Origin of the sequence: Xenorhabdus sp. PB61.4 (genome assembly GCF_963894935.1) — a bacterium.
Classification (GTDB): domain Bacteria; phylum Pseudomonadota; class Gammaproteobacteria; order Enterobacterales; family Enterobacteriaceae; genus Xenorhabdus; species Xenorhabdus stockiae.
In genome coordinates this window covers 1-21722 of sequence record NZ_CAWQJR010000156.1, presented here as the reverse complement: position 1 = coordinate 21722, position 21722 = coordinate 1, and the positions used below count along the sequence as shown (strand labels likewise).

The 21722-nt window shown below is 43.7% G+C and carries 20 protein-coding genes and 2 tRNA genes; 17 read left to right on the top strand and 5 right to left on the bottom strand.

What is annotated here, in order from left to right; genetic code table 11:
• Positions 1-126: 126 nt before the first annotated feature.
• Positions 127-441: a quaternary ammonium compound efflux SMR transporter SugE gene (gene sugE / locus AACX68_RS10235; RefSeq protein ID WP_228859053.1), complete on the top strand. Its 315-nt coding sequence runs from the start codon at positions 127-129 to the stop codon at positions 439-441.
• Positions 442-504: 63 nt separating this feature from the next.
• Here the strand turns inward: sugE and AACX68_RS10230 are convergent, their stop codons facing one another.
• Positions 505-717 carry a helix-turn-helix domain-containing protein gene (locus AACX68_RS10230; protein WP_099108857.1) on the bottom strand — a complete coding sequence of 71 codons (213 nt, stop codon included), beginning with the start codon at positions 715-717 and terminating at the stop codon, positions 505-507.
• Between the two features lie 147 nt (positions 718-864).
• On the opposite strand from AACX68_RS10230, the gene xreR1 reads away from it, so the two are divergent.
• Entirely contained in the window at positions 865-1083 is a 219-nt protein-coding gene (gene xreR1 / locus AACX68_RS10225) for a cell morphology transcriptional regulator XreR1 (protein ID WP_228859052.1), read from the top strand.
• Between the two features lie 131 nt (positions 1084-1214).
• On the opposite strand, the gene uriH is transcribed toward xreR1, so the two are convergent.
• Complete coding sequence (uriH, locus tag AACX68_RS10220; protein ID WP_228859051.1) at positions 1215-2168, bottom strand: uridine-preferring nucleoside hydrolase UriH; 954 nt, start codon at positions 2166-2168, stop codon at positions 1215-1217.
• A gap of 374 nt (positions 2169-2542) precedes the next feature.
• On the opposite strand from uriH, the gene AACX68_RS10215 reads away from it, so the two are divergent.
• The 4 genes from AACX68_RS10215 (at position 2543) to phoA (ending at position 7542) form a co-directional block, all read left to right on the top strand.
• The gene (locus AACX68_RS10215; RefSeq protein WP_228859050.1) at positions 2543-3844 is read left to right on the top strand and encodes an NAD(P)/FAD-dependent oxidoreductase; all 1302 of its coding nucleotides are present in this window, start codon (positions 2543-2545) and stop codon (positions 3842-3844) included.
• Between the two features lie 80 nt (positions 3845-3924).
• Positions 3925-4305 carry a cupin domain-containing protein gene (locus AACX68_RS10210; protein ID WP_099108853.1) on the top strand — a complete coding sequence of 127 codons (381 nt, stop codon included), beginning with the start codon at positions 3925-3927 and terminating at the stop codon, positions 4303-4305.
• 14 nt (positions 4306-4319) lie between these two features.
• Positions 4320-5813 carry an aldehyde dehydrogenase family protein gene (locus AACX68_RS10205; RefSeq protein WP_228859049.1) on the top strand — a complete coding sequence of 498 codons (1494 nt, stop codon included), beginning with the start codon at positions 4320-4322 and terminating at the stop codon, positions 5811-5813.
• Positions 5814-6072: 259 nt separating this feature from the next.
• Positions 6073-7542, top strand: a complete 1470-nt coding sequence (gene phoA, locus AACX68_RS10200) for an alkaline phosphatase (protein ID WP_228859048.1) — start codon at positions 6073-6075, stop codon at positions 7540-7542.
• Positions 7543-7621: 79 nt separating this feature from the next.
• On the opposite strand, the gene AACX68_RS10195 is transcribed toward phoA, so the two are convergent.
• The 3 genes from AACX68_RS10195 to rsmC form a co-directional block, all read right to left on the bottom strand.
• Positions 7622-7708, bottom strand: a tRNA-Leu gene (locus AACX68_RS10195).
• Positions 7709-7753: 45 nt separating this feature from the next.
• Positions 7754-7840 (bottom strand) — tRNA-Leu (locus AACX68_RS10190).
• A 173-nt stretch (positions 7841-8013) separates the two neighbouring features.
• On the bottom strand, positions 8014-9027 hold the full coding sequence (gene rsmC / locus AACX68_RS10185) for a 16S rRNA (guanine(1207)-N(2))-methyltransferase RsmC (protein WP_099120642.1): 1014 nt from the start codon (positions 9025-9027) through the stop codon (positions 8014-8016).
• Positions 9028-9225: 198 nt separating this feature from the next.
• On the opposite strand from rsmC, the gene AACX68_RS10180 reads away from it, so the two are divergent.
• The 11 genes from AACX68_RS10180 to deoD all read left to right on the top strand — a co-directional run bounded on the left by AACX68_RS10180 (position 9226) and on the right by deoD (position 21560).
• Entirely contained in the window at positions 9226-9636 is a 411-nt protein-coding gene (locus tag AACX68_RS10180) for a DNA polymerase III subunit psi (RefSeq protein ID WP_228859047.1), read from the top strand.
• Entirely contained in the window at positions 9605-10051 is a 447-nt protein-coding gene (gene rimI, locus AACX68_RS10175) for a ribosomal protein S18-alanine N-acetyltransferase (RefSeq protein WP_228859046.1), read from the top strand. The genes AACX68_RS10180 and rimI overlap by 32 nt, the downstream gene beginning before the upstream one ends.
• A 243-nt stretch (positions 10052-10294) precedes the next feature.
• Positions 10295-11884, top strand: a complete 1590-nt coding sequence (gene prfC / locus AACX68_RS10170; protein ID WP_099108846.1) for a peptide chain release factor 3 — start codon at positions 10295-10297, stop codon at positions 11882-11884.
• A 195-nt stretch (positions 11885-12079) separates the two neighbouring features.
• On the top strand, positions 12080-12502 hold the full coding sequence (locus AACX68_RS10165; protein WP_228859045.1) for a BON domain-containing protein: 423 nt from the start codon (positions 12080-12082) through the stop codon (positions 12500-12502).
• Between the two features lie 306 nt (positions 12503-12808).
• On the top strand, positions 12809-13960 hold the full coding sequence (locus tag AACX68_RS10160) for a patatin-like phospholipase family protein (RefSeq protein ID WP_228859044.1): 1152 nt from the start codon (positions 12809-12811) through the stop codon (positions 13958-13960).
• 169 nt (positions 13961-14129) lie between these two features.
• Positions 14130-14900: a TatD family hydrolase gene (locus tag AACX68_RS10155; RefSeq protein WP_228859043.1), complete on the top strand. Its 771-nt coding sequence runs from the start codon at positions 14130-14132 to the stop codon at positions 14898-14900.
• Positions 14901-15238: 338 nt separating this feature from the next.
• Positions 15239-16507, top strand: coding sequence for a NupC/NupG family nucleoside CNT transporter (locus AACX68_RS10150; protein ID WP_228859070.1), 1269 nt, complete (start codon positions 15239-15241; stop codon positions 16505-16507).
• A gap of 432 nt (positions 16508-16939) precedes the next feature.
• A complete protein-coding gene (gene deoC / locus AACX68_RS10145) occupies positions 16940-17719 on the top strand; it encodes a deoxyribose-phosphate aldolase (RefSeq protein ID WP_228859042.1) in 780 nt (259 codons plus the stop codon).
• 258 nt (positions 17720-17977) lie between these two features.
• Complete coding sequence (gene deoA, locus AACX68_RS10140; RefSeq protein WP_228859041.1) at positions 17978-19345, top strand: thymidine phosphorylase; 1368 nt, start codon at positions 17978-17980, stop codon at positions 19343-19345.
• Positions 19346-19422: 77 nt separating this feature from the next.
• A complete protein-coding gene (gene deoB, locus AACX68_RS10135) occupies positions 19423-20646 on the top strand; it encodes a phosphopentomutase (protein WP_228859040.1) in 1224 nt (407 codons plus the stop codon).
• A gap of 197 nt (positions 20647-20843) precedes the next feature.
• Positions 20844-21560: a purine-nucleoside phosphorylase gene (deoD, locus tag AACX68_RS10130; protein WP_099108838.1), complete on the top strand. Its 717-nt coding sequence runs from the start codon at positions 20844-20846 to the stop codon at positions 21558-21560.
• Positions 21561-21722 lie beyond the last annotated feature (162 nt).

The window sequence follows — 21722 nt, the reverse complement described above, 5'->3', positions numbered from 1 at the left end:
TACGCTCATTGCAGCGGTTTGGGTTGATCGTTATAATCTCTTATTTCCTATCGTTATCTGGGACGACCCGGATAAACGTCATCTCATTGGGGACGGCCCCGCTTCCATTAGATATAAGGTTAAAGTATGTCTTGGTTGATACTTCTCAGTGCGGGTTTATTTGAAGTTGTATGGGCTGTGGGCCTGAAGTATACACAGGGTTTTTCCCGTTTAGTGCCGAGCTTGATCACTGTCAGTGCGATGGCTATCAGCGTAGGGTTACTGGCTTATGCTATGAAAAGTCTTCCGGCAGGAACAGCCTATGCGATTTGGACAGGTGTTGGGGCGGTAGGTACAGCGATTTTTGGGATTATGGTATTGGGTGAGTCTGCAAATATTGCCAGAATATTAAGCCTTGGCCTGATTGTGGTTGGCATTATTGGTTTGAAACTTGCCAGCTGATTTCCTGTAATTCATTGATTAACATTGAAATAAAACCCAGCATTATGCTGGGTTTTATTTTGCTTACTTTTTTTCATAACGAGAAGGCCATATCTCTTCTGGCGTAAGCCCCAGCGCGGTTGCGATTAAACGTTCCCCTTTCGGCCAGTGACGCTGTAGAGCATTCGCAAGTGTTGATGATGCCAGCCCCGCCGTACGTGAGACTTCTGACAATGTTGTGCCACGTTTTTTCAATTCAGCAATGATATCGGCGGAGTGCCAATCTTTATTTTCCATTTTTAATTTCTCCGGTTACCTGTCATTTTTCAATTAAAAAGAAATAATTTATTAGTAGACTATGAGTCACACATAATAACATAACTTAGATTTAAATGTGACTTATAGTCCGTGGTCGGATAAGTAACACGAATCGATACTTATCGGATGAAAACACCTAACAACATCAAATCCCTTTTCGGGCAAAGGATCAGATATCTCAGGAAAGAAGCCGGGATGTCGCAGGAGGCTTTTGCCGATAAGTGTGGTTTGGATCGAACCTACGTCAGTGGTATTGAGCGTGGTGTCAGAAATCCTACCTTAGAAATTATTTATGTGATTGCGAATGGGTTGCAGATTGAGCTGAATGAATTGTTCGATTTTTAAAGCTTCTATCTCTTCCGGTTAAATAATTCGTTGTTCTGTTTCTTATATCATTCTGAAAGTGAAGTTTTATCACCTTTGAGCATATACAACTAACTCAAAGGTGATTTTGGTCTGTTTGTAAGGTAGCTTTCTCAGTGATCAGTCTCACCAATATTTTTTAGGGCATCGATGATCATCCGCCAAAATTTGGCCTGATCCAGTTTTACCGCAACCTGAGTGTGGCAGTCCTCTGAAGGCGGGAAGCGAAAATCAGCGACAGTCATACCCGTTGTTAAGGTTCCGGACATTTCGATATTAACGGGAACTTTTTGTGTGGTCATGACACTGGGATCAATCACATAAGCAACAGCGCAAGGATCATGGACGGGAGGGTAGTCGAAACCCCGCTGTGTCATCCGATAACTTTTTCCATAAAATTGGAGTAAATCCAACACAAACTGAGCTGGGCGTGTATTTATTTTGGCTATCTCTTCAGTAACTTCCGGTGTTGCCAGTGCCTGATGGGTGAGATCCAATCCGACCATTGTCAGCGGCCATTTTTCATTGAAAACAATATGTGCCGCTTCCGGGTCGATTAATATATTGAATTCGGCAACAGCACTTCTGTTTCCTATATGGTAACCACCTCCCATTAATACTATTTCTTTTACTCTCTCCACAATTTGTGGTGCCTTACGCACGGCCAGAGCAATATTCGTCAAGCCTGCTGTTGGGACTAATGTGACGCTTTTGGGCGGATGTTCCATGATGATATCAATGATTAAATCAACGGCATGGCGAGTGTCTAGTTTTATTTCCGGTTCAGGCAAAATAGGGCCATCCAGTCCCGTTTCTCCATGAATGTCAGGAGCGGTTTTGATCTCTCTGACCAACGGCCGATAGCAGCCGGCAGCAAAAGGAATATTACGGATATTAGCGATACGGGCAATGGAAAGCGCATTATGGGTAACTTTATCTAAAGTTTGGTTGCCCACAACAGTTGTCACAGCTAAGAGTTCGATATCAGGGTTGCCATGAGCAAGCAGCATAGCAATGGCATCATCATGACCAGGGTCGCAATCGAGAATAATTTTTTTGGGAGACATATTCATTCCTTTTATGATTCCTAAAGTAAATATACTCACCAAGAATAATTCACCATCAATAAAAATTCCTCCGCTGACCATCACAAAACGACATGATAAAAAATGAAACCTGTTAATAATTGTTTTTATTATTGTGATTTAATTAACATATAAACAACAAAGGGTTTGAGCATTTTAATTGCGTATGATTCATATATAAATGATAAGAAATCGCAGATGGCAAATTCGTGTATTTATTAATTTATTAATGTTTTCTTGATCTCGCTTTATCATATCGCTTGAATAAAAAACGTTAATTGAATAAATAACATTCAGTCAATGCACAGGTATCCCTGAACATATCAGGGTATAGACTGATGCTCACGGGGTGTAATATGAATAATCAGATCGATTCATTAACATACTATGCAGCAACTAAAAAATATGATCTTCGCTTTCCAACATTGACAGAAGATCTGGATGTTGATGTCGTTATCATTGGTGGTGGGTTTTCTGGTGTAAATACAGCATTGGAGCTGGCAGAAAAAGGCATTACCAATATCGCGATTCTGGAAGGAAGAACGCTTGGATATGGAGGAACAGGGCGTAATGGCGGGCAGGTTATGGCTGGCATAGGTCATGATTTGGATCGGATTAAACGTCATGTCGGTGAGAAAGGTCTGGAAACCATATTTAAAATCAGCAATATGGGTGCAGGAATAATCCGGGAGCGGATTGCCAAATATAATATCAATGCGGATTTTTGCCCGGGTTATGGCTATTTAAGTTATAACTCCAGGCAGGATAAGACGTTGCAAGGTTGGCTGAAAGAGTTTCAGGCTGCCTGTCCTGATGATGAAATTGAGCTTTATACCGGTTCAGATGTTAAAAAAGTCATCGGTTCAGATCTGTACACCTCTGCATTGAAACATATGGGAGGTGGGCATGTTCACTCTCTGAATCTGTTGTTAGGGGAAGCTAAGGCCGTTACAGAGTACGGCGTCAAAATTTTCGAAAACAGTCAGGTTTTGAATGTTGAATATGGCCCAAGAGTTACCGTCCGTACCGCAATGGGTTCTGTACGGGCAAATAAAATGCTGTGGGCATGTAATGCGTTTCTGAATGGTCTTGAACCAACAATTTATAAAAAAACAATCAATACTTACGCATTTCAGTTAATGACAGAAGAGCTGTCAGACGAAATGATCGAAAGAGTCAGCCCTATCCACGGAGCCTATAGCGATATCAGTCCTATCATCAATTACTGGCGGGTGACTAAAGAGAACCGGCTATTGTTTGGTAGCGCAACGCAGTATCTCGAATATATCCCTTCTGATTTAAAAGCATGGAACCGGAATCGCATGCTGGATGTTTATCCCTATCTGAAAGACGTGAAGATTGAACTGGCATGGGGAGGCCCGATGTGCTGTAGCGTCAGCCTGTTCCCGCAAATAGGTTCTTTGCCACAGCATAACAATGTCTTTTACGTTCAGGGTTATTCAGGGTTTGGAGTAACACCAAGTCATATTATCTGTAAAGTGCTGGCAGAAGGCATGAGTGAGGGTTCCGATCGTTATTCTTTGCTGAGCTCTATCCCGCATATGAATGTTATTGGTAAAGAGCAACTGAGACATGTCTATCTTTCTCTCGGAAAGAGCTGGCATCAGCTTTCAGGCTACTGGAAAGGGCGTCGTTAGTTTTACTGATTTTTGGATTTTCACTGTTTTTTGCACAATAAATTTCTTTTTTGCACAATAAATTCTGAAAGGTAAAAGTCATGATAAAGCCGTTATTGTTAGAGAAATCACTTCCTGAATTAATGCCGATTGGTAGTGTGACTAATCTTGGTTCTGTTGTAGTAGAAGGTGATCCACAGGCAAGTGTTGCCATGGTTCACGGGGAACCAAATGATAATCTGACCTGCGGTATTTTTGCCTGTACCAGAGGGAAATTTAAGATGGTTTATCCCTTTGATGAAATGGCAACGGTGCATGAAGGTTCTGTGAAACTGACGGATGTTAAAACCGGTGTTGTGGCCGAATATCACAAGGGTGATTCATGGTTTGCTGCCAAAGGTACGGAAGTTTTGTGGGAAATTACCAGTGAACGCTTCGTGAAACATTATATGGCGTGTATCAATTCTCAGATTTCCGGCTGACGGAGGGTAACATCATGAGTGACATCACTTTGCTGGCGTCCGTTACGGCTTTTTTGCAGCGTTCTCATGGCCATTACATTAATGGACAATCCGTTCGTGGTCAGGGAGACAAAACCTTTTCAGTCGTCAACCCCGCGTCTGATGAGATGATCGCTACCGTTAATCAGGGAAGTGAGGTCGAAGCCAATGCTGCTATGCAGGCTGCATCTGATGCTTTTCAAGGTTCATGGGCCCGGACTTCACCGATGGAACGTGGAAATTGCCTGATACGGCTGGCGGATTTGCTGCAAAAACATAGCGAAGAACTTGCCCAGTTGGAAACTCTATGTTCAGGAAAAACCATTCAGTTATCACGTATGCTGGAGGTTGGAGCTTCTGCCCAATACTTGCGTTATTTTGCTGGCTGGTCGAGCAAAATAAGTGGTGAAACACTGAATGTTTCTTTGCCATCTTTCAAGGGTGAAGAATATACCGCCTTTACCCGTCGTGAACCAGTCGGCGTGGTCGTCGGGATTATTCCCTGGAATTTCTCGATCATGATTGCCATCTGGAAACTGGGGGCAGCTTTGGCCTGCGGTTGTACGATTGTTCTGAAACCAAGCGAATATACCCCGTTAACAATGCTGCGCGTGGCGGAACTGGCAAAAGAAGCCGGTATTCCTGATGGCGTGATTAATATTGTTAATGGCTCCGGAGCCGGTGTAGGAACTAAGCTGTTGACTCATCCGTTGTGTGCCAAAGTGACTTTTACCGGATCAGTACCTACAGGGAAACTTATCGGCAAATCTGTCATGGAACAAGGGCAGTTCCGTGCAACGCTGGAGCTGGGCGGCAAAAATGCAGCGGCTTTCCTGTCAGATGTCCCCGTAGAGAAGATAGTTGATGGAATATTGGAAGCCGGATATCTGAATCAGGGGCAAATCTGCGCGGCAGCAGAACGTTTCTATATTCCTTCTGTTCATATGGATGCGGTTTTGAAGTTACTCTCCGAACGCCTGTCTACGATGAAAATTGGCTCTCCCCTTGATGAAACGACGGAAATGGGGCCTTTAGCCAATAAAGAGCACTATGAAAAAATTCTGTCCCTGTTTGAAAAAGCACGTCAGGAAGGGAATGAAATTGTCTATGGCGGTCGTGCACTGGAAGGGAAAGGTTTTTTTGTAATGCCCACCGTGATCAGAGCCAAAAGTGCAGATGATACGTTGATGAAAGAAGAGACATTCGGGCCGATAGGGACTTTCCTCAGTTACGATGATGAGGAGGAGCTGATTGCTATGATGAACGCAACGCCATTCGGTTTATCCGCCAGCTTATGGACGAATGATCTCAGCAAGGCGATGCGGATGATCCCGCGTATTCAGGCCGGTGTTTTGTGGGTTAACATGCATACTCATCTTGATCCTGCTCTTCCATTCGGAGGAATAAAATCATCAGGACTCGGCCGCGAGTTTGGCAAGGCATTCATCGAGTATTACACAGAACTGAAATCAGTCATGATACGGTATTGATAGTTTCAGTATATTGATACTTAAGGAATTTAAAGTTGCTTCGTGTCAGTCAAAACGAGGCAACTTAATCGTTTATCAATGTTGAAAAATGGTTTTAGGCTGATGCTTTCAAAGCCGTTGATCTCAAAAAAATATTTCCATAATACTGTATAAGCATTGTCATAAATGTGTCATTGCGGTTTCACAAAAATGCCATATTGGGTGTTTACTATTTGGGTAGAAGGTGTTTTTTAATTCTCCCGATCATAAGGAATCACCTATGTCCTGTAATGACCTGTCCCATCGCTCTACATTTCATAATCGTACAAAAAATATTCTTTCTATGGCTGTCGCCATATTAGCGTCAGGCGTATGTTTATCTGCGCAAGCTAACAATAGTGCGGATAATATCATGGCAGAAAAACGTTCCGCCCATGGTGATCTTACTCAGTTTGGTGGAGCCCGTCGCCTGACTCAGGATCAAACTGATGCACTTAAAGCAGCCTTAAATAATACAAAAGCGAAGAATGTCATTTTATTTATTGGTGATGGCATGGGGGATTCTGAAATTACGCTGGCCCGCAACTACGCACAAGGTGCTGGTGGTTTTTTCGAGGGAATCGATGCTCTTCCTTTCACGGGGCAATATACACACTACTCACTGGATAAAGAGACCAAGAAACCAGATTATGTCACGGATTCCGCTGCTTCAGCTACCGCGTGGGCGTCAGGAGTGAAAACCTATAATGGCGCGCTCGGCATTGATGTTTTCGGCAAGCCGCATCAGTCATTACTGGAGTTGGCAAAGCAGAATGGAAAAGCCACAGGAAATGTGACAACAGCTGAAATTCAGGACGCAACCCCTGCCGCGCTATATGCGCATATCACCAACCGTAAATGCCGGGATCCACAGGAAGCTTCAGAAAAATGCCCGACAGAAGTGTTGGATAAAGGTGGCAAAGGTTCTATCACAGAACAACTTTTGACGGCGCGTGCTGATGTCACTCTGGGAGGAGGTGCTAAATATTTTGATCAACAATCAACAGCCGGAGCTAATAAAGGAAATACCCTGAAGCAACAGGCACTAGATCAGGGTTATCAATGGGTAACGGATATCAAATCACTGAGCAATATTAAAGAAGCCAGCCAGAAAAAGCCGTTATTAGGCATATTTAGCAATGGAAACATGGATGTGATCTGGGAGGGACCAAAAGCGGTTTATCACGGTAATCTTAATGAAGCGCCGGTGAAGTGCCAAATTAATGCAAAGCGTAGCTCTGATGAACCGACATTGGTACAGCTAACAGAGAAAGCGATTGATTTGCTCAAGACTAACAAAAATGGATTTTTCTTGCAGGTAGAAAGTGCCTCGATTGACAAACAAGATCATGAAGCTAACCCTTGCGCCCAAATTGGGGAAACGGTGGCACTGGATGAAGCTGTTCAGGCTGCGCTGAAATTTGCCAGACAGCATGAAGATACGTTAGTTATCGTTACCGCTGATCATGCCCATTCCAGCCAGATTATTGCTAATGATGTTAAATCACCCGGCCTGACCCGTTCATTGATTACCAAAGATGGTGTGGTTATTACGGTCAACTATGGCAACGCAGAAGAAGGCAAACAGAATCATACTGGTACGCAGTTACGTGTTGCGGCTTATGGCCCACATGCTGCTAATGTCGTTGGCTTGACTGATCAGACAGATTTGTTCTTTACCATACGTGATGCGATGGAACTGAAACAATAGAAAATCGTGAAGAATAAAAAGGAAAGGCGTATTAAAAGGAATTAAGCTGAATAGATAATTGACAGATAAATAGTAACAGTGGTGCGAAGGGGGGGACTTGAACCCCCACGTCCGTTAGGACACTAACACCTGAAGCTAGCGCGTCTACCAATTCCGCCACCCTCGCAGGTACTGTTATTTATCTGATTTGTTTAATGATAACTATCTGATTTGGTGCGAAGGGGGGGACTTGAACCCCCACGTCCGTTAGAACACTAACACCTGAAGCTAGCGCGTCTACCAATTCCGCCACCCTCGCAAATTCAGATACCATCTTTAAACAGATAGCATGGGGGCGCATTCTAGAGATTTTACGGCTGGCGTCAATCATTATTTATCGCAAGAAAGCATGACTGATGTAAAAATCGACATGTTGCTATTGCCCTTCCGGGTAGATGGGCAATAGCGGTTTGATTTATGACTTTTTGTCTGTTACTTCTTGGTGGCCTGGTAAATTTTGAATTTACCTGTCTGGGCAAGGACTTCGTGACTGCCGAAAGCGCTATCCAGTAAATCAGCATAAGGCAAAAACGAGTTTGCTACGATGCGGAATTTACCACCGGATTTCAGATAATTTGGTGCCATACGTATCATGTCATCAGCGGCTGCCATACTGGTTTTCAGACCATCATGGAATGGCGGATTAGAGACTATCCAGTTGAATTTCTCTTCAATAGCAGAATAGACGTTGCTGGTGATAACATTTCCTTCCAGTTTATTGGCTTTCAATGTTGCTTTACTGGATGTTATGGCGGCTGCATTGACATCGCTGAGAGTCAGTGACAAATCGGGATTATTTTTACCCAACACTGCTGCCAGTACACCAGAGCCACAGGCAATATCCAGCAAGTTGCCGGAAATCGGTTTATCAAAAGTGGAAAGCAGAAGACGGCTGCCGACATCCAGATCATCCTGACTGAATACGCCGGGCAGTGTATTGACGATGGTATCCCCAACCTGATAGCTATGCCACCAGTTGTTCTGATCAAACTGAACCTGTTGTTCAAGCTGACCATAAAAAAGGCTGCAACGGCGGGCAGTATCTACTTTGCGGAAAGTAACAATACCTTCCATCAACTTATCAACGCTACGCACACCACTGCGGTTTTCGCCGACAATAAAAATATTTGTTCCGACAGGCAGGATGGAAAACAGGCTGCGGAGTTGGAAACGGGCTTCCTGCTTGCTCTTTGGCCAGTAATAAATCAGCGTATCGCAATCTTTGACAAACGCTTTGTCAGCCGTCAGGCCAAACTGAGCATTATCACCTAATGTACGGATCAGGGATTGCCAGTGATGATATTGACTAGTGTGTACCCGCACACTTGCGGCTTCGATTTCCGTTGCCAGTGTATCCTGAAGATCGCCTGCGAAGAGCAGATGATGGGAGTGGAATTGCTCTTGATGGCGCAGGATAACTTCACTGGCCGGTGTTAATGCTGACATCTATGTATAGCTCCTTATAAGTCTTTATCCGGTCATAATTATCTTTGGGCAAAGCTGGGATGCCATGTTGTTGGCGCAGAGATAAGCCCTCTGATACTATACCGCTCATCTTTCAGGTGACAGTTTTACTGCTGATAGCCTGAAATCTACTGGGTATATATTACCTGTTATTTTTTATGGCAGATGGAATAAAACACGATGACGAAGCGTGACAGATCACTAACCCGGTTGGGTATCACCCAATGGGTTCTGCGTAACCCTGCGGCCCTGCGGGGTGAATTATCTGTCCTCATCCCTGACTCAACCCGTCTGTTGATCATTACTCATGATCACATTGACTTAAGCCATTCATTACTTGTTGATATTTTCACAGCCATGGGGATTGATGCCTCATTAGTTTATTGCATCACAACAAAAGATGTTGAATTGCTTTCGGAATCAATCCGCTGCCCATGCTGGCTGCTGGGGGTTGATATTACCTTATCAATACAAGGGATTTCTTTGAGAAGCCCGGCATTAAATGACTTATCCCTTGATGGGGATGCAAAACGTTCTCTTTGGCAACAAATTTACCATTATGAAGAATATTTCTCTATTAACTCCCGCTGATCTTCCCGCGGCCTTCCAGATAGAACAGGCCAGCCACCCCTTTCCGTGGAGTGAGAAAACATTCTACTCTAATCAGGGAGAGCGTTATCTCAATTATAAGATCGAGCTTAATAACCAGATAATTGGTTTTGCAATAACCCAGTATATTTTGGATGAAGCAACGCTATTTAATATTGCTATTCATCCGGAATATCAATCACAAGGGCATGGAAGAATGCTATTAAATTATCTGATTGACACATTACCTGAAAAGCAGATAAATACGTTATGGCTTGAAGTCCGGTGTTCCAACCAGTCTGCAATTCGGCTATATGAAGATCTGGGCTTCAATGAAGTTTCCATCCGCAAAAATTATTACCCGACCGCGACAGGTAAGGAAGATGCCATTATTATGGCGTTACCGCTGTTTGGGTGAGTATGAGTGACGTACCCGTATATGAACTTTTGCGATTCAGGAGAAAGGGAATGTAGATTGAATCTGATGAAGTCATGATGATTTTCTGCATCATCATCTTGCGTATCATTAGTTGTTTATGACGCCAAGTTCAGCGAAAATAAACGCTAATTCCAATTAACATACCGGATTGGATGGATTAAGGGTCTCTGATGGCGCCTCAATATGGTATCGATCCGCGTACAGAATAGAAGATTTCAATAGATGTCAAATTCTCCATTTCTGCAAGAAGTTGCGAAACGGCGCACATTTGCAATAATTTCGCATCCCGATGCGGGTAAAACGACGATTACTGAAAAAGTCCTGTTATTCGGACAGGCAATTCAGAAAGCGGGAACGGTAAAAGGCCGGGGTTCCAATCAGCATGCTAAATCAGACTGGATGGAAATGGAAAAACAACGTGGTATTTCCATTACCACCTCAGTGATGCAGTTTCCTTATGGTGATTGTCTGGTTAACCTGCTGGATACTCCGGGACACGAAGATTTCTCTGAAGATACTTACCGTACTCTGACAGCGGTTGACTGCTGTCTGATGGTTATTGATGCGGCAAAGGGTGTTGAAGATCGTACCCGTAAGCTGATGGAAGTTACCCGTCTGCGTGACACGCCAATCCTGACATTCATGAATAAGCTCGACCGTGATATTCGTGATCCGATGGAGCTGATGGATGAAGTCGAAAATGAGCTGAAGATCGCTTGTTGTCCTATCACATGGCCTATCGGTTGTGGTAAGTCTTTCAAAGGGGTTTACCATCTTTATCAGGATGAAATTTATCTGTATCAATCCGGTCAGGGTCATACTATTCAGGAAGTCCGGGTTATTAAAGGTCTGGATAACCCTGAGCTGGATACTGCTGTCGGAGAAGAGCTGGCCGAACAGTTGCGTGAAGAGCTGGAGTTAGTCAAAGGCGCATCACATGAATTTGATCTGGATGCCTTTTTGCAGGGTGAACTGACGCCGGTATTCTTTGGTACTGCGTTAGGTAACTTTGGTGTCGATCATATGCTGGATGGTCTGGTTAAGTGGGCACCAACGCCAATGCCGCGTCAGACTGATGCGCGTGAAGTAACAGCACAAGAAGAAAAATTCTCCGGGTTTGTGTTCAAAATTCAGGCCAATATGGACCCGAAACACCGTGACCGTGTGGCATTTTTGCGTATTGTTTCCGGTAAATATGAAAAAGGCATGAAACTGCGTCAGGTTCGTATCAAAAAAGATGTGGTTATCTCAGATGCGCTGACTTTCATGGCTGGTGATCGTTCTCATGTTGAAGATGCGTATCCGGGCGATATTATTGGTCTGCATAACCACGGTACTATCCAGATTGGTGATACTTTCACTCAGGGTGAGGAGCTGAAATTTACCGGTATTCCTAACTTTGCTCCTGAACTGTTCCGCCGCATTCGTCTGCGTGATCCTCTGAAACAGAAACAATTGCTCAAAGGTCTGGTTCAGTTGTCGGAAGAGGGAGCAGTACAGGTATTCCGCCCATTGACCAATAATGATTTGATTGTTGGTGCTGTGGGTGTGCTTCAGTTTGATGTAGTTGTTGCCCGGCTGAAGAGTGAATATAACGTAGAAGCACTCTATGAGCCTGTCAACGTTTCTACCGCTCGTTGGGTAGAATGTAGTGACGTCAAAAAGCTGGAAGAGTTCAAACGTAAGAATGAACAGAACTTGGCTTTTGATGGTGGTGATAACCTGAGCTACATTGCCCCAACCATGGTTAATTTAAACCTGACCAGTGAACGCTATCCTGAGGTAGTTTTCCGTAAGACACGGGAACATTGATATTTTTTATGGGCCAACACCTCGTTGGCCTTTTTTATTTTTCCTACCATAATTAATACTTTCTGTTTTATTTAAAAGCATCATTTCTAGGTATAAGAAAATATACGTTAGTTATTGTAAAGCTCATACCATTTGCGTAATTTATTGATATATCATCCTTTGACATTCTGGCTTAGATAAAAGGAAGGTAGTAGGATGAAAAATTTAAAGTTCACAAACTCATTCCTGGCTGTTGTTTTAGGCTCGGTACTCATAGGTGGTAACGCACTGGCAGCAGGCACATCTTCAACTTATCAGTCAGAAGGTCAAACACAAGAAAATACAAACCAGAAAATTAATGATTCAATAAATCATAGTGGGAAAAAAATCGAGAATTCCCTTAAAAAAGTAGATAATAATTCTGACGATAGTGTTATTACTGCCCGAATAAAAGAAAGTTTTCTGGAAGATACCGGGCTTAATAGTCACGATAATAATATTTCAGTGAAAACAGAAAAAGGCGTAGTTTCTCTTTCTGGTTTTGTCAAACACGAAGAGCTGGCAAAACGAGCTATCAGGCTCGCTCATAAAGTAGAAGGCGTTCAGGCTGTAAACAGCACCCTGTCCATCAAAAAATAATCTATTTTTTGTTGAGAGTGACTGATAATAAGTCACTCTATCGGCTTATTCCCCAAATAAAACTTAATCTAATTAAGCGATTATCTCTTCAAGAATATAACGGATAAGATCTATTCATATTATTGGTAATAACTTGCCTGTTGGTGAATTAATCTCCATTATTTAATACAGGCTTTACGGATGCATTGCTCAAATGAGAAATCACTTGGGTGGGGAATTGTTTGCATAACATTATTACTAATTACTGAAAGATGATCATAATTCAAATGATACCTTGGAACTGACATTGACTTTGTAGGGGGAAATGTGGGGAAACATATTCCAATTACGTTGGGTAATATAGAGCCTTTAGCTTATACATCGCGGATAAAACCGGGAAAAATTGCACTTGTCTGTGAAGGTGGCGGGCAGCGGGGGATTTTTACCGCAGGTGTGTTGGATGAATTTCTCCGGTTAGATTTTAATCCGTTCGAATTATTTCTTGGTACCTCGGCTGGTGCTCAGAACCTTTCTGCTTATATCTGCGGTCAAAAAGGCTATGCCCGCAAGGTGATCAACAAGTACACAACCAATCCGATTTTTTTCAACCCATTGCGCTTTGTCCGGGGTGGGCATCTTATCGATTTGGATTGGTATATTGATATGATCTCTGAACAAATTCCCTTAAACATTCCTATTGCGATGGATCATTTTGATGATGGCCGTGAGTTTTATATGTGCACCTGCCGTGCTGATAATTTCGAAGCCAGTTATTTTCAACCTGATGAAAGTAACTGGATGGAAATTATCAAGGCTTCCAGTGCAATCCCCGGATTTTATCGTAATGGTGTAACGCTCGATGGTATCGTTTATCAGGATGGTGGCATTAGTGATGCGATTCCGGTTGAAGAGGCATATCGCCGGGGAGCTGATACTATTGTCGTGGTCAGGACAGTGCCTTCACAGCTTTATTATACGTCACAGTGGTTCAAGCGAGTGGAACGCTGGCTGGAAACCAGCAGTCAGCAAAAAATGCTCAGAATGTTGAAGCTGCATGCTACAAGCTACTTCCGGACACAACGGTTTATTGAAAATCCACCGGATGACGTACAAATCTTCGAAATTAGGCCACCCGCACCGTTGGCAACTATGGCTCTGGGGAGTAAAACGAAAGCATTGAATACAGATTATCATCTGGGTAGGCGTTGTGGGCGGTACTTTTTGGCGACTATCGGACATACTTTTGTCGGTGGTAAGTTTGGGCCGGAAAGACGTAAAAGTTATGGTGTTTCCCGCAGCGGTTTAAACCACGATGGAACGAACCGTAATTGTTTCCGTCGCAATAGTTTTATGTGTAGTGAGCATACCCCTGCAATAGGTACTTCGGTAAGAATGGCAGAGGAAACCGGCGTGAATGACAGCGAGCAGATGCCACTGACTGGTACCACTATGATCAATAACGATTATGACGAACAATAATGATGACGACAAATAGACACAATGGATTTCAAGATGCATTGCGGTGGCAAGAGAGTGAACCCCCAGAAACATAGACAACTGTATGTTTATAAAAACAGTGACTGGGGTGAGCGAGCGCAGCCAACAAAGAGGCAACTTGAAAGACGAAGTGTATGATATGGATAAATAGATGTTTATTGACACACATTGCCATTTTGATTTCCCTCCTTTTTCGGGTGATGAAGCCGCAAGTTTAGAACGAGCCAGACAAGTGGGCGTTGAAAAAATTATTGTGCCGACTGTCAGTCAGGTATATTTCCAGAGGGTTGCTGATTTGGCGGCTAAGTATCAGGCAATCTATGCCGCGTTTGGATTGCATCCTTTATATATTAATGAACATCATGATACAGATCTGGACTGTCTGGAGCAGAAACTAAAAGAGAAACTTCCCCATTGTGTAGCCGTGGGTGAAATTGGGCTTGATCTGTACATGGCAGAACCCCAGTTTGAGCGGCAAAAAAGCGTTCTGGCAGCTCAGCTCAAGCTGGCCAGAAAATATGAATTACCCGTGCTGCTCCATTCCCGCAAAAGCCACGATCAACTGGCGGCAATGTTACGAAAACATCATGTACCACGCACCGGCGTTATTCATGGTTTTGCTGGTAGCTTATCTCAGGCGCAGGCCTTTGTACGTATGGGTTTTTACATTGGCGTCGGGGGAACGATTACGTATGAAAGAGCGAAAAAAACGCGTGATACGATAGCTCGCTTGCCTCTTTCCTCTTTAGTATTGGAAACGGATGCACCTGATATGCCATTAGCTGGTTTTCAGGGGCAGCCAAACCGCCCCGAAAGAATCGCGCAGATTTTTTCTGTATTGTGTGAATTACGTCCTGAATCTCCGGATGAAATTTCCCGCCAAATTTATCAAAATAGCATGGCATTATTTGCGATCAGCTAATTTATCCCAGTGGAAATAGTCTACTTTTGGTTGAGCAAAATAGGCTATTCTGGTCGAAATAAACATTAATAATATTTAACTGGCATTATCTTCTCATTTTTTCCTTTTTTACCGCAAAATTATCTAAACCCTGATAAATTGAATGGTTATATGTGATGTAAGTCTCATTTCCCGTTTTTATATTACTTTTTGCTGCATTAATTTGTGATGTCAGTTGCTTGTTCTTTTTTACTACTGGGTATAATCGCCTCCACACACAGTGTCAGTAGGAACTCACAATATAACTGACATATTTTTAATTCATTCAGTGAACAGGGATTCTTCCAATGCAACTCATTATGAGCCTGATAGGGATGGTAGTGCTGATTTTTATCGCAGTACTTTTCTCGAGTAATTATAAAGCTATTAAAATCCGCACTGTCCTTGGTGCCTTCTTGATTCAGGTGGTTATTGGTGCATTTGTGCTTTATGTACCAGCAGGTAAAGACATTCTGGGTGGAATGTCAAAAGGTGTTTCCAATGTAATTGGATATGGTCAGCAGGGAATGGATTTCATTTTTGGCGGGCTGGTATCCAACAAAATGTTTGAGCTGTTCGGCGGTGGCGGTTTTGTCTTTGCCCTGCGCGTTCTGCCAGTCATCGTTTTCTTCTCTTCTCTGATTGCCGTTTTGTATTACATTGGTGTTATGCAGCTAATCATCAAAATATTAGGTGGTGGCCTGCAAAAAGTATTGGGAACATCACGTACTGAATCCCTGTCAGCAACAGCGAATATCTTCGTTGGTCAAACTGAAGCGCCTCTGGTTGTTCGTCCTTATATTGCGAGCATGACACAATCCGAGCTGTTTGCCGTGATGTGTGGTGGTCTGGCATCGGTAGCCGGCTCTGTATTGGCGGGTTACGCATCAATGGGTGTTCCATTGGAATATCTGATTGCAGCGTCATTCATGGCAGCGCCGGGTGGCCTGTTGTTTGCAAAACTGATGGTGCCGGAAACTGAAACAACTCACGATAATGTTGATGCTATGTCACTGGTATCAGCAGAAGACCGTCCGGCCAATATTATTGATGCGGCAGCATCTGGTGCGGCATCCGGTATGCAGTTGGCTCTGAATGTTGGTGCAATGCTGTTGGCATTTATTGCTCTGATTGCTTTACTGAATGGTATTTTGGGTGGCATTGGTGGCTGGTTCAATTACCCACAATTATCTCTGGAACTGCTGTTAGGCTGGGTATTCTCACCAATCGCTTACCTGATTGGTGTACCGTGGAATGAAGCAACAGTTGCTGGTTCTTTCATCGGACAGAAACTGGTAGTTAATGAATTCGTTGCATTTATGAACTTTGGTGAATACCTGAAACCGGATGATGTTGTCCGCGCTGCGGGACTTCAGGTTCTTTCTGAACATACGAAAGCAATTATTTCTTTCGCACTGTGTGGCTTTGCTAACCTTTCTTCTGTTGCTATCTTGCTGGGTGGTTTAGGCGGTATGGCACCAAGCCGTCGTGGTGATATTGCCCGTTTTGGTCTGAAAGCCGTATTGGCTGGTTCACTCTCTAACCTGATGAGTGCCACAATTGCAGGGTTCTTCCTCTCTCTGGCATAATTAGGAAGTCTAACCAGAAAATACAGACTAAATTGAATGCAGGTGAGTTAATCTTACCTGCATTTTATTTTTCCGGGCTTAATCAATGTGATTTTAATCACGATAAAATGATAATAATTGCAATTTTCATTTGATTAGTGTGATTCTAAGCATGAATTATTACATACTTACATGTTCAAATAATGATGAATCAAGATTTCATTGATTAAGCTAATACCTGCCGGGCAAGACAAGCTGAAAAAATCAAACTAAAGAAAAAGGTGCGGAGAGAAGGAACTCTGTTGTTGCTGTCATATCGAGGCGTTGCAACATCTTCAAGGAACCAAGTCCGCTCACCAACATATGAATACATTAATAATTCGGAACAGTTAGCGATTAAGTGTTCGGAAGAATATGTGAACTGATTCAATAAAAATACCGTTGGAGAGTTTTATGACCGATTTAACCGCAGCTGCTCAGCGTGCGCTGAGCTTGATGGATTTAACTACACTCAATGATGATGATACTGATGAGAAAGTGACAGCACTTTGCCATCAGGCAAACAGTCCGGCAGGGCATACTGCGGCCATCTGTATCTATCCGCGTTTTATTCCCCTCGCCCGTAAGGTACTACGTGAACAGGGAACTCCGGATATCCGGATCGCTACTGTGACGAACTTCCCTCATGGCAATGATGATATTGATATCGCCCTGGCGGAAACCCGTGCAGCAATTGCTTATGGTGCAGATGAAGTGGATGTGGTTTTCCCTTATCGCGCATTGATGGCGGGTAACGAACAAATTGGTTTTGATCTGGTTAAAGCCTGTAAAGAGGCCTGTGCTGAATCAGGTGTCTGGCTGAAAGTCATTATTGAAACCGGAGAGCTGAAAGACGCTACGCTGATCCGTAAAGCCTCTGAAATCTCGATTAAAGCGGGTGCTGATTTTATTAAGACATCAACCGGAAAAGTGCCGGTTAATGCGACACTGGAAAGTGCAGAGATCATGCTGAGTGTCATCCGTGATATGGACGTGGGAGAGACTGTCGGGTTTAAACCAGCGGGCGGCGTCCGCACAGCAGAAGAAGCTGCGCAGTATCTGGCACTGGCAGGCCGGATCATGGGCGACAAATGGGCAGATTCCCGCCACTTCCGTTTTGGCGCTTCCAGTCTGCTGGGTAGCTTATTGACGGCGCTGGGTCATCAGGGTCAAAAACAAAGCAGTAGTTATTAACAATAGCAATTATACACTTCGTCTTTCAAGTTGCCTCTTTGTTGGCTGCGCTCGCTCACCCCAGTCACATAGTTATCTATGTTCCTGGGGATGAACTCCCTTGCCGCCGCGATGCATCTTGAAATCCATTGTGTATATTGGGAACAGTAGTTATTGGAAACAGACGTTTAAAATCAATAACAATGCCTTGAATGTTCGTTAAGATAGAGCTGATTCATGACTACTGTTCTTTTCAGACAATGATAATGGGAGGTAGCTTTGTTTTTGGCACAGGAAATTATCCGCAAAAAACGAGATGGTTTTTCACTGAGCGAAGAAGAAATCCGCTTCTTTATTAACGCTGTGCGTGATAATACGGTATCAGAAGGGCAAATTGCAGCTCTGGCGATGGCCATTTATTTCCGGGATATGACGATGGAAGAGCGTATTGCCTTAACATTGGCGGTACGTGATTCTGGTACAGTGCTTGACTGGAAGAAGCTGAATCTGCCCGGTCCGGTCGTGGATAAACACTCGACGGGTGGGGTTGGTGATGTAACATCCCTGATGCTGGGGCCGATGGTTGCAGCATGTGGTGGTTATGTTCCGATGATCTCAGGGCGTGGGTTAGGTCATACCGGAGGGACGCTGGATAAATTAGAATCCATCCCCGGGTTTGATATTTTCCCCGATGATCACCGATTCCGTGACATTATCCGGGATGTTGGCGTTGCCATTATCGGTCAGACTAACTCACTGGCACCAGCGGATAAACGTTTTTATGCAACACGTGATATTACTGCTACCGTTGATTCTATTCCGCTGATTACCGCTTCTATTCTGGGCAAAAAACTGGCTGAAGGATTAGATGCTTTAGTTATGGATGTGAAAGTTGGTTCTGGTGCCTTTATGCCGACTTATGAGCAGTCAGAACAGTTGGCGGAATCGATTGTTGCGGTGGCTAATGGTGCTGGTTGTAAAACAACGGCGCTGTTGACAGATATGAACCAGGTATTAGCATCCAGTGCCGGTAATGCGCTGGAAGTGCGTGAAGCGGTGCAGTTTCTGACAGGAGAATACCGCAATTCCCGGTTATTTGAAGTAACTATGGCATTATCTGCTGAAATGTTGGTATCGGGTAAACTGGCAGAAGATCGTGATGCTGCATATCGTCAATTACAGGCAGTACTCGATAATGGTAAGGCTGCGGAAATATTCGGGCGTATGGTGGCAGCTCAGAAAGGGCCTGTTGATTTTATTGAAAACTATGACCGTTATTTACCGACAGCTTGTTTCAGCAGACCTGTATTTGCTGAAAATAATATAATTAAAAAACAAAGCATTGTAACAGAAATGGATACCCGTGCATTGGGGATGGCAGTCGTTGCATTAGGCGGTGGTCGCCGCAAAGCGACTGATCCGATTAATTACAGTGTGGGGCTGAGTGATATTATTGCGCTTGGCTCAGAAGTAAACACAGATACTCCTCTGATGGTGATTCATGCCAATAATGAAGATGACTGGCATATGGCGGCAGAGGCTGTGCGTGCATCGCTTGTTTTTCAACAGGCACATACTTCGGCAGCAGAAGTGGATGCCGGAATGAAAGTTGCCACCCAGATGGTTTATCGTCGTATTGGTGGATAATTCAACAGAAGTATTGAATAGATTTTAACAGCTGGCAGTTCCCGCATTGATAGCGTGAATTGACACAGGAGAAAATTATGAAACGTACATTCATCATGGTCTTGGATTCCTTTGGTATCGGTGCGAGTGCAGATGCAGAAAGATTTGGTGACAAAGGGTCTAACACTTTAGGGCATATTGCAGAACAGTGCGCTCGTGGTGAAGCTGATATCGGTCGTCAGGGATTGTTGAAGTTACCGAATCTGAGCCGTTTGGGACTGGGAAAAGCAACGGAAGAATCCAGTGGAACCTTCCCGGTTGGTTTGGATAAAGATGCCGAAATTATCGGTGCCTATGGTTATGCGAGTGAACTTTCTTCTGGTAAAGACACTCCATCAGGTCATTGGGAAATTGCCGGCGTACCGGTTTTATTCGACTGGGGTTATTTTCACGAGTTAGAAAATAGCTTCCCACAGGAATTATTGGATAAATTGGTTGAACGTGCCAATCTGCCGGGTTATCTGGGTAACTGCCACTCTTCCGGTACCGTTATTCTGGACAAGCTGGGAGAAGAGCACATGAAAACGGGTAAACCGATTTTCTATACCTCAGCGGATTCCGTTTTCCAGATTGCTTGTCATGAAGAAACATTCGGTCTGGATAAACTGTATGAATTATGTGAAATCGCCCGTGAAGAGCTCACTGATGGCGGTTATAACATCGGCCGTGTCATTGCCCGTCCGTTTGTCGGCGATAAAGCGGGTAACTTCCAGCGCACCGGCAACCGCCATGACTTGGCTGTTGAACCCCCAGCTCCGACTGTGCTGAAAAAACTCGTTGATGAGAAACAGGGTGAAGTGGTTTCCATTGGTAAAATTGCTGATATTTACGCGAATGTCGGTATCACTAAAAAAGTGAAAGCGACAGGCATTGATGCGCTGTTTGATGCTTCATTAGTAGAGATGGAGCAGGCTGGTGACAATACGATAGTATTCACCAATTTTGTTGATTTTGACTCATCTTACGGCCATCGCCGTGATGTAGCCGGTTATGCTGCTGCGCTGGAACTGTTTGATCGCCGTTTGCCGGAAATGCTGGAGCAGGTGAAAGAAGATGACATTCTGATCCTGACGGCTGACCACGGTTGTGATCCAACCTGGCCGGGTACGGATCATACCCGTGAGCATATACCTGTGCTGGTTTATGGGCCAAAGGTAAAACCGGGCTCATTAGGGCATCGTGAAACCTTTGCTGACATTGGTCAGACAGTGGCGAAATATTTCGACCTGACACCAATGGATTACGGTAAAGTGATGTTCTGATTTTCCGGGGAAGCCATTGGCTTCCCCGATCGCTAATATTTTTTAATACCCATACCCTATGGATTTTGAGCTGCATCGCGCAGGCAAGTGAGTGAATCCCCGGAGCATAGGTAGCTATGTGACCGGGAGGAGCGAGCACAGCCAACAAAAAGGCAGCCCGAAAGACGGCGGGTATAATAAAAACAAGGAATAGATTTATGGCCACCCCACATATTAATGCTGAGATGGGCGATTTTGCTGATGTTGTTTTAATGCCAGGCGATCCACTGCGTGCAAAATACATTGCAGAAACTTTTCTGGAAGATGTGCGTCAGGTTAACGATGTGCGCGGTATGCTCGGCTTCACTGGTACTTATAAAGGCCGTCGCATTTCAGTTATGGGGCACGGTATGGGCATTCCATCCTGTTCCATTTATGCCAAAGAATTGATCACCGAATTTGGTGTCAAAAAGATTATCCGTATTGGCTCCTGTGGTGCCGTAAGCGAAGATGTTAAAATTCGTGACGTAGTGATTGGTATGGGTGCTTGTACCGACTCTAAAGTCAACCGTCTGCGTTTTAAAGATCATGATTTTGCAGCAATTGCTGACTTCGATTTGATCCGTAATGCGGTTGATGCAGCTAAAGCAAAAAACATCAATGCGCGCGTTGGTAACATTTTCTCTGCGGATCTGTTCTATACTCCAGATCCACAAATGTTCGATGTCATGGAAAAATACGGCATTTTGGGCGTTGAAATGGAAGCGGCTGGAATTTACGGTGTTGCGGCTGAATTTGGTGCAAAAGCACTGGCAATTTGTACTGTTTCTGACCATATTCGTACAGGTGAACAGACTACTGCTGAAGAGCGTCAGACTACTTTCAATGACATGATTGAAATCGCTCTTGAATCTATTTTGTTAGGTGACAATTAAAAATAATGTAATTTAATTACTTTATTAAAATAAAAGCCCTTCTCTATAATGAGAAGGGCTTTTTTATTATCCAATATAATATGTTTTTCAGATGGTTTTATTAAGAATTAATCTCATTTATTTGTTTGTCCGTTTTCATTTTATCAATCGCTGATTTTATTT